Annotated in this window: 6 protein-coding genes; all 6 read left to right on the top strand. The window is 68.4% G+C overall.

Annotation, left to right across the window (positions count from 1 at the left end; genetic code table 11):
* The first annotated feature begins 204 nt into the window (after positions 1-204).
* The 6 genes from L0U85_RS10445 (at position 205) to L0U85_RS10420 (ending at position 6,451) form a co-directional block, all read left to right on the top strand.
* Positions 205-2,370: a heavy metal translocating P-type ATPase gene (locus L0U85_RS10445; RefSeq protein WP_277605635.1), complete on the top strand. Its 2,166-nt coding sequence runs from the start codon at positions 205-207 to the stop codon at positions 2,368-2,370.
* Between the two features lie 224 nt (positions 2,371-2,594).
* The gene (locus L0U85_RS10440; RefSeq protein ID WP_277605634.1) at positions 2,595-3,242 is read left to right on the top strand and encodes an RNA methyltransferase; all 648 of its coding nucleotides are present in this window, start codon (positions 2,595-2,597) and stop codon (positions 3,240-3,242) included.
* Between the two features lie 344 nt (positions 3,243-3,586).
* Positions 3,587-3,742, top strand: coding sequence for a hypothetical protein (locus L0U85_RS10435; protein ID WP_241377701.1), 156 nt, complete (start codon positions 3,587-3,589; stop codon positions 3,740-3,742).
* 13 nt (positions 3,743-3,755) lie between these two features.
* A complete protein-coding gene (locus L0U85_RS10430) occupies positions 3,756-4,586 on the top strand; it encodes a PH domain-containing protein (protein ID WP_241377700.1) in 831 nt (276 codons plus the stop codon).
* A 156-nt stretch (positions 4,587-4,742) separates the two neighbouring features.
* Positions 4,743-5,288 (top strand): SigE family RNA polymerase sigma factor, encoded by a 546-nt coding sequence (locus L0U85_RS10425; RefSeq protein ID WP_241377699.1) that lies wholly within the window; start codon positions 4,743-4,745, stop codon positions 5,286-5,288.
* The gene (locus tag L0U85_RS10420; RefSeq protein WP_241377698.1) at positions 5,285-6,451 is read left to right on the top strand and encodes a hypothetical protein; all 1,167 of its coding nucleotides are present in this window, start codon (positions 5,285-5,287) and stop codon (positions 6,449-6,451) included. The genes L0U85_RS10425 and L0U85_RS10420 overlap by 4 nt, the downstream gene beginning before the upstream one ends.
* The last annotated feature ends 39 nt before the right edge of the window (positions 6,452-6,490 follow it).

Below are 6,490 nucleotides of genomic sequence, written 5' to 3'. Positions count from 1 at the left end.
CCAGGGCCAGCACTACCATCCTGACAGTCGCTGCCGCCCTTAGTGCACAGCAACCACCCACACACCAGCACCCCGCCAACCCTCCAAGGGCCATTTCCGGCCTCCCCGGGCGCCGCAAGGTCCATCCGCCATTGGCCGAACAGCCTCCATTCCGCGCTCACCCAGCCTTGACGGCTGATACCCCATGGGGGTATGGTTCCAGTCATGGCGAACATCATTGACCTCGATATCACCGGGATGACGTGCTCTTCGTGCGCGGCCCGGATCGAGAAGAAGCTCAACCGTGTCGAGGGCGCGGAGGCTACCGTCAACTTCGCGACCGAGCGCGCCCGCGTCGCCGTCCCTGAAGGCACCACCGTCTCCGAACTCGTCGCCGTCGTCGAGAAGACCGGCTACGGCGCCGCCCCCGTCGCCCCCGAGAAGCCCGAACCCGAGCACGACCACGCCTCGATCGCCGACGACGCCGAGCTCCGAAGCCTCCGCCAGCGCGCCCTGGGCTCCCTCATCCTGGCCGCCCCGGTCATCGCCCTGGCGATGATCCCGGCCCTCCAGTTCGACTACTGGCAGTGGCTCTCGCTCACCCTCGCCGCCCCCGTGGTCGTCTGGGGCGGCTGGCCGTTCCACCGCGTCGCCGCGATCAACCTGCGCCACCGCGCGGCGAATATGGACACCCTCGTCTCGATGGGCACCCTCGCCGCCTTCATCTGGTCGGTCTGGGCCCTCTTCCTCGGCGACGCCGGCATGACCGGTATGAGTCACCCCTTCTCACTCACCGGCTCCGCCGGCGAGGCCGCCTCCAACATCTACCTTGAGGCCGCTGCGGGCGTCACGGCGTTCGTGCTGCTGGGCCGCTACCTGGAGCACCGCTCCAAGCGCCAGGCCGGCGCCGCCTTGCGCGCCCTCATGGAGCTCGGCGCCAAGGAGGTGGCGGTCCTGCGTGACGGCCGCGAGGTTCGCATTCCCGTCGGCGACCTGGCGGTAGGCGACGAGTTCGTCGTTCGCCCCGGCGAGAAGATCGCCACCGACGGTGAGGTGGTCTCGGGGGCTTCGGCCGTGGACGAGTCGATGTTGACCGGCGAGTCCGTCCCCGTCGAGGTCACCGCGGGGGACAAGGTCACCGGCGCCACCGTCAACGCCTCCGGGAGGCTGGTCGTGCGCGCCACGCGGGTCGGCGCAGACACCCAGCTCGCCCAGATGGCCCGCATGGTCGAGGACGCTCAGGCTTCCAAGGCGGCCGTCCAGCGCCTCGCCGACCGCATCTCGGCGGTGTTCGTGCCGATCGTCATCGGCATCGCCCTGGTCGTCCTCTTCGCCTGGGCCAACCTGGGCGGTCTCGGCGCGGCCGTCACCGCCGCTGTCGCGGTGCTGGTCATCGCGTGCCCGTGCGCGCTCGGCCTGGCCACGCCCATGGCGCTCATGATCGGCAGTGCCCGCGCCTCCAAGGAGGGCATCCTCATCTCCGGTCCCGAGGTCTTGGAGTCGACCAAGCGGATCGACACGATCGTCCTGGACAAGACCGGCACGGTCACCACCGGGCAGATGAGCGTCGTCGACTACTCCGATGACGAGGCTCTGCGCCTGGCCGGCGCCGTCGAGGACGCCTCGGAGCACCCGATCGCTCGGGCGATCGCCGGTGCGGCCCGCGAGAAGCTCGGGGATCTTCCCGAGGTCACCGATTTCGTCAACCGCCCCGGCGTCGGGGTCAAGGGCCTGGTGGACGGCAGGACCGTGGAAATCGGTCGGTCGACCGACAGAAACACGGACGTCGATATCGCCACGGTCGTCGAAGTGATCGTGGACGGGGCGCACTTCGGCACCGTGGCCGTCGCCGACACTGTGAAGCCCACGAGCGCGCGGGCCGTGGCAGGACTGCGGCGCCTGGGCCTGACGCCGGTCCTGCTCACCGGCGACTCGAAGGCGGTCGCCGAGGCGGTGGCGTCCGAGGTCGGCATCGACCAGGTCATCGCCGAGGTCTTGCCCGAGGACAAGCTCGAGCACATCGGACGCCTCCAGTCCGAGGGCAAGGTCGTCGCGATGGTCGGCGACGGCGTCAACGACGCCGCCGCGCTCGCCGCGGCCGACCTGGGCATCGCGATGGGCACCGGCACCGATGTGGCGATCGCCGCCAGCGACATGACGCTCGTGCGCGGTGACCTGCTGGTCGCGGTTGACGCGATCCGTCTGGCCAGGCGCACCCTTCGGACCATCCGGCAGAACCTGGTCTGGGCCTTCGGCTACAACACCGCCGCGATCCCGTTGGCCGCTTTCGGCCTGCTCAATCCTATGATCGCGGGGCTGGCCATGGCGTTCTCGAGTGTTTCGGTGGTCGCCAACTCGCAGCGGCTGCGTTCGTTCCGGTCCGAGGCTTGAACGGCTGGGGCCCGAGTGAACGCTGAGTTTCAGGGTTGGGCGAGGGATGTAGATGAGCCCAGTTTCGTTATGGGGCAAGGGGATTCAGTTGGGTGTGTGCGCGATCGCAGGCAAGCGGTAGTTAGTATGTTTCGTGTCGCCCCGGTCGGTTTCCCCCGTAGCCGCCGGGGCGGCGCGCACACCGGGCCGCTCGCCCCCGGCGGCCTGGCCGGCCCCGTGCTCCAATGGTCGGCGTGACTGATGAGGACATCGCCCCGGCCGTGGTCGGCGTAGGGCCCTGGGAGGGGCCCTGGCCCGAAGATCCCCGCTTCGACCCCGAGCTGCTGGAGCACGGCGACAGGCGCAACGTGGTCGACGCCTACCGCTACTGGCGTCGCGAGGCGATCGTCGCCGACCTCGACGAGCGCCGCCACGACTTCCACGTCGCCATCGAGAACTGGCAGCACGACTTCAACATCGGCACCGTGGTGCGCAATGCCAACGCATTCGCGGCCAAGGCCGTCCACATCGTCGGCAAGCGGCGCTGGAACCGCCGAGGCGCGATGGTCACCGACCGCTACCAGCACGTCGAGCACCATTCGACCGTGGAGGACTTCGTCTCCTGGGCGTCGGCGGAGGGCCTGGCGGTCGTCGGGATCGACAATCTGCCCGGCTCGGTGGCGATCGAGACGACGTCCTTGCCGCGCAAGGCGGTCCTCGTGTTCGGACAGGAGGGGCCCGGGCTGTCCGAGCCGGTCCGCGAGATCTGCTCGATGGTCTGCTCGATCAGCCAGTTCGGATCCACGCGTTCGATCAACGCCGGAGTCGCCAGCGGCATCGCCATGCACGCCTGGATCCGCGAGCACGTCTTCGGCGCTCACCCGGAGCTGTGACGTCGGGGATCGTCGTACTCCGGTGCGACACTGACTGAACGGGGAATGTCGGATAGCTGACGCTTCCTTGGAGTACGGACGCCCATGTGCCTACATTGAGCCAATGGAAGGTGACTTGAGGTAGTCTCCCCAGTGGGACAAGCGAATATGTTGCTCCGCAGCTAGACAGCGGAGTTCGGCGGAAGTGGAGCGAAGGCGCTACGCTGATGCAGGACGCCGAACCGTCCGGTTCGTACCGAACGTTCGGCGGAAATCAAAAAATCGAGACATATTCGTACGATAAACTTGACGAGCCTGCGCGGGACGAACGTTTGGCCAGGTCCCTTGATGGGAGGGTGAGGATGTTGAAGAAGATTCTAACCTGGGGCGGACTGGCGTTCCTGGTGTTCTTTATCGCCTACCGGCCGGACGAGGCCGGAGGCGTCGTCAGCTCGATCGCGAGCGCCATCGGCGACGTGGGGAACGGCTTCGCGTCGTTCATCACCAACCTGGTCTCCTGAGGACGAGCAGGCGATGGCCGACACCGGTGCAGGCGGCTCGGGGGACAGCAAGGAAACCGAGCCGCTAGAACCGCCCACTCCGCGCACCCCCGCGGACAGCCCCGCCCCCGGCGCTGACCACCCCACGCGTGAATTCGCCGCCGCCTCGGTCGGCGCCGCCCCCGCGGCGGCCGCGAGCGACATCGACGGCGTCAGATTCGACGACAGTCCCGCCGGCGGCCTCCTAGCAGGCGTTCGCGCCCCGAGCGTGCCGGACGTCCCCTCGCCGATCTCGGCCCGCTACCTCTTCCCCACCGAGAAGTACCGCGGCGAGTGGCGGCGCCACTGGGTCCACCTCATGCCCTGGTACATCGTCGGGACCCTTTCGACGTTCATCATGGGCTTCGCTTCCGGACTGCTCATGAAATGGGAGTCGGAGTCGCGCGACACGGGCCTGACCATCACCGTCGTCGCCTGGCTGGTGATCCTCGGCCTGGTCGGGTGGAAGATCCTCGACTGGTACATGGACAGGTTCATCCTGACCAACAAGCGCATCATGCTCATCCAGGGCGTCATCACGCGATCGGTCGCGATGATGCCGCTCGGGCGCGTCACCGACATGAAGTACGCGCAGACACCCATGGGCCGGATGCTCAACTACGGCGAGTTCATCATCGAGTCGGCCGGTCAGGACCAGGCGCTGCGGAACGTCCCGCACCTGCCGAACCCCAACGAGCTCTACCTCCAGATGTGCGAGGAGATGTACGAGCCCGAGGCGGTCGACGAGCGCGAGGCCGAAGAAGAAGAGGACCTCATCCCCGAGAACGCCTACGAGAAGGACTCCCGCCTCGGCGGCGACGCCTGATCAGAGGGGCCCAGGGCCGCTGGCAGCTACTGGGTATACTCCTGCTGAAGAACCCTCGGTTGCTGTGACCACCCATTGTTTGGCAGAATTCTGCACTGCGAAGCAACCATCCGCCGGGGGTGAGTCGTCTGTTGTTCGACCCCCCCAGGGAGACGCGTGAGCGAGGCCAAGCCGTCCCAGGACGAGGAGTTCCGCGAGTACGTGGCGGCGCGTTCGGCCGCGCTGCACCGTGCGGCGTACCTCCTCACGGGGAACTGGGCGACAGCGGAGGACTTGGTGCAGACGACCTTGACGAAGACTTACCTGGCGTGGGGCAGGATCCGCACCACCGACTCGGTGGACGCCTACGCTCGGCGCATCCTCTACAACACCAACGCCTCCTGGTGGCGCAAGCGATCCAACCGCGAGAAGCCGGCCGAGATCATCGACGACCGCCCCGACACCTCGCGCGACTTCGCCGAGCACGCCGCGATGCGCGACGCGATGTGGAAGCACGTCACCAGCCTGCCCAAACGCCAGCGCGCCGTCCTCGTCCTCCGCTACTACGAGCACCGCACCGATGCCCAGATCGCCGAGATCCTCGGCATCTCCACCGGCACCGTCAAGAGCCAGGCCTCGCGCGCCCTCGCAGGCCTGCGCAAGCGCCTCGGCAGCCCCGCCTCCGCCCTCGGCCTGTCGGCACAGCCGGGGGAGGCCGCGTGAGCGATGACCTGGAAGACCTCCTGCGCGCCGAACTCGCCGGGCGCGCCGGAACCGTCTCACCCTCCTACACCGACGGCCTGGCCGACGCCGCCATCAGCGGCGCCCGGCGCATCAGGCGGCGGCGCCGCGTCGGCGCCGCCGCGGGCGGCCTCGGGCTGATCGTGCTCGGTGCCGCGGTCGCAGTGTGGACGCCCTGGACCGGCGGCGGCCTCACCGACGCTCCGCCGGCGGCCACCTCGGCCGAGGAGGTGCAGAACGAGCTGTCCGTCGAGTTCGTCGTCGAGCGCGACGGCGGCTACGGCATCGTCAACACCGACGACGAGTTCATTCCGCTGAACATCGAGGACGAGCCCGTCTCGGCCGAACGCCTCCAGGACGCCTATGTCGTGACCGGCGCCGAATCGGTCAACCTTGTCACCTTGGACGGTGCCACGGTGAACCCGTACGAGGCGGTCGCCGGCGACGAGCGCGAGCTCCTGGTCCGAGGTGACGGCCAGGGCTTCGCGGTCAGCTACCCGAACGCCGACGTCACACGCCTGATGCATGAGATGTACCCCGGCCGGGTCTTCGACGAGCCCGAGGGTCCGATGGTCTTGGACCTGGCCTTCGACGTCGTCCTGCGGGACTGGTCGGACGACGTCGTGCTCCTCGCGGCCGATCTCAGCAGCGTCAACGGCGGGGCCGCGGGCGGCCCGTACAACTTCAACGCGGAGTTCGACTACGGTCTGGAATCGGTCGCAGCTGCCGGCTACGAGGCCGCGATCCTCGCCGACACCAGCGAGCCGAACTACCTGTGCGTCTCCGACCTCGAACCGGGCAATGTCGACGTCGGGAGCGAGCAGTGCGGCTACCTCGGCGACGACGAGACCGCTCCGATGATCGTCGAGGCGAGCCGCGACGAGACGGCGCCGGACATGGTGGCCGAATACAACGACACCTGGTTCGGGGACGCCGACGGCGGCGGGCTCACCGACCCCGGCACGTTCTCGCAGGAGCTCACTGTGAGGGACCACTACTACATGGACCCCAACGGCCGTTGGCAACTGGGCTACGGCTCCGGCGACCAGACCTGGACCCTGCTCGACACCTCCGGCGAGGACGCCTTCGTGTCCGAACTGACCCCGCCGGAAGGCGCGCTGTTCCCGGTCCTGAGCCACAACTAACACCGGCGAGCGAGCGGTCCACCGCACGGCCGGTGCCTT

Origin of the sequence: Glycomyces sp. L485 (assembly GCF_022548875.1) — a bacterium.
In the GTDB taxonomy this organism is placed as follows: domain Bacteria; phylum Actinomycetota; class Actinomycetes; order Mycobacteriales; family Micromonosporaceae; genus Glycomyces.
The sequence above is the reverse complement of the archived record's forward strand: the minus strand, read 5'-3'. Positions and strand labels throughout refer to the sequence as shown.

What these genes read in the sequence shown, in the direction of transcription:
- L0U85_RS10445 (WP_277605635.1), top strand. Translation starts at nt 205, where the DNA reads ATGGCGAACATCATTGACCTCGATATCACCGGGATGACGTGCTCTTCG.
- L0U85_RS10440 (WP_277605634.1), top strand. Translation starts at nt 2,595, where the DNA reads ATGGTCGGCGTGACTGATGAGGACATCGCCCCGGCCGTGGTCGGCGTA.
- L0U85_RS10430 (WP_241377700.1), top strand. Translation starts at nt 3,756, where the DNA reads ATGGCCGACACCGGTGCAGGCGGCTCGGGGGACAGCAAGGAAACCGAG.